The following is a 2,197-nucleotide window of genomic DNA, read 5'->3' as shown; positions in this document are numbered from 1 at the left end:
GTACGCGCTGGCCGCCCGCGGTAGCGATGGACCGGGGCACGGCCGCCCTGGTATGTCCGTCAGCTATGGACATCCAGCAACTGCGCTGTTTCGTGGCGGTCGCGGAAGAGCTGCATTTCGGGCGCGCAGCCGACCGGCTGCACCTCACTGCCTCGCCGCTGAGCCGACGCATCCGCGAGTTGGAGCGGGAGCTGGGTGAGGAGCTCTTCGTGCGCGGCTATCACCAGGTCAGGCTGACGCGTTCGGGGCGGGATCTTCTAGAGCCCGCAGCCGACGTCGTGCGGCGCTTCGATGCCCTGCGGGCCCAGCGGCCGGACCGGACCGCCCGGCCGGCGCGCGACATCGGTGCGGCACCGGTGCTGACGCCGAGCGTCGTGGATCTCGTGCTCGGCACCTTCACACGGCTCTATCCCGACATCGAGCTACCGATCACGCTCGAACGGTCGGCCGTGCTGATGGACATGTTGTGCGCACGGAAGATCGATCTCGCGATCGTGCACCTCCCGGTGACCGACCCGGGCCTGCGCGGGCTGGAGCTGGCCCGGTATCGCTACGCGGTGGCTACACGCAGCGATGACGAACTGGCGAGCCGACGCCGGCTGCGGCTGGCCGACCTGACCGATCGGGAGATGCTGATGCCATCGTCGAAGCTGCAACCGCTCGCCATGAAAAACCTGCGTGATTTCCTCGTCCGGGCCGGAATCAGGAACCTGAACGAACTGCCACACGCCGACTCGATTCACCTCGCGGCCCGGGTGATCCGTACGCGGAGCATCACGCTGGTCGCCGCGGACCCGGACAATCCCAGCACGCGTAACTTCGCCGGACCCGACTTCGCGCTTGTCCCACTCGACGAGCCGGATCTTCATTTCGCCGCCGGAGTCGCGTGGCGGGCCGACGACGAGTCCGCCGACCCCATACTCGCCCGCGTGATAGAGACCCTGCGCACCGGCCGGGGCGTGACGCCGCTCGTCATATAAGGGTCTGTTGCGGTACGAGCGCCCGGCAACAGGGATGTGGATCAAGGAGTGTGTCCCAGCCGTATTGCCACATATTGGACACGTAACGTATCATCATCAGGATCGCATGGCCATGCTGAGCGGCCGTCTGGTAACGGAAGGAGACCCACCATGGTCACCGTCCACGATGTCGCCGCCTACATACTCCAGCAGCGGGCACCGATGTCCGCGATGAAGCTCCAGAAGCTCGTCTACTACTCCCAGGCATGGTCGCTGGTGTGGGACGATGCACCCCTGTTCCCCGAGCGGATCCAGGCCTGGGCGAACGGTCCCGTCGTGTACGAACTGTTCGACGCCCACCGCGGCCGCTACACCGTCCAGCACCCGTGGGAACGGGGTAACCCAGAGACGCTGACGGACGACCAGCGGGAGACGATCGACGAGGTGCTCCGCGCCTACGCCGACTTCAGCGCCCGCCAGCTCAGCGTCCTGTCTCACTCGGAGCGGCCGTGGATCGAAGCCCGTCGGGGCCTGGCCCCGTTAGATCGCGGCGCACAGGTCATCGACCCCACCGTGATGATCGATTATTACGGTTCGCTTGCGGACGATGATGAAAACGCCGAGCCGGTACAGGGCTCGGTGGTGCTCGAAGACTGATGGGCAGAAAGCAGAAGAAGACGCCAGAGATCGCGATCCCTGCCCGGAAACAGGGGATACCGAAGCGTGCATCCCGGGTGCCGGGCGCAGTCTGTCGGGCCGGTTCCGTCGCCGGCGCTTCCAGGTGTGGCATCCAGAAGAGGTCATCTCGGGGACGACGGAAGATTTGAGGCAGGGTCTCAGCCTTCGGCTTCACTCAAGGTCGTCGCGTAGCAGGTCCATGAGGAGCCCGTCGTGGAAGCGGCCGTCTGGTCCGCGTTCGTAGCGGCGCATGATGCCGACCGGACGAAAGCCGACCTTCTCGTAGCAGCGGATGGCCCGGGTGTTGGTGGCCGCCGGGTCGATCGTGAGCCGATGATGCCCCCGCTGTTCGCACAGGAAACGGGCCACGAGTCTGACCGCCGTCGTCCCCACGCCACGGTCCTGGAACCGGCTGCTGAGGTAGATGTCGATGCCCGCGTGGCGGTACTGCGGGTCGTTCTCCTCGCAGTACTGGATGCCGCCGGCGACCTGGCCGTCCACCTCGATCACCAGCAGGACGGTGCCGTTGGTGCCGAGCAGGTCAGCTGTCACCTCGTCGG

At 66.3% G+C, this 2,197-nt stretch carries 3 protein-coding genes; 2 read left to right on the top strand and 1 reads right to left on the bottom strand.

Features of this window, described 5'->3' with window-relative positions; all coding sequences use genetic code 11:
- The coding region (locus U9980_RS26840; RefSeq protein WP_322770480.1) for a LysR family transcriptional regulator at positions 1–980 on the top strand (980 nt) is incomplete at its 5' end.
- Positions 981–1,130: 150 nt separating this feature from the next.
- Complete coding sequence (locus U9980_RS26835; protein WP_322770479.1) at positions 1,131–1,616, top strand: Panacea domain-containing protein; 486 nt, start codon at positions 1,131–1,133, stop codon at positions 1,614–1,616.
- A gap of 192 nt (positions 1,617–1,808) precedes the next feature.
- Here the strand turns inward: U9980_RS26835 and U9980_RS26830 are convergent.
- Positions 1,809–2,197, bottom strand: a 389-nt coding sequence (locus U9980_RS26830) for a GNAT family protein (RefSeq protein ID WP_322770478.1), incomplete at its 5' end; no start/stop codon positions are given.

This window comes from Protofrankia sp. Cr1 (assembly GCF_963555865.1).
GTDB lineage: Bacteria > Actinomycetota > Actinomycetes > Frankiales > Frankiaceae > Protofrankia.
This window is presented reverse-complemented; position numbering and strand designations above follow the sequence as displayed.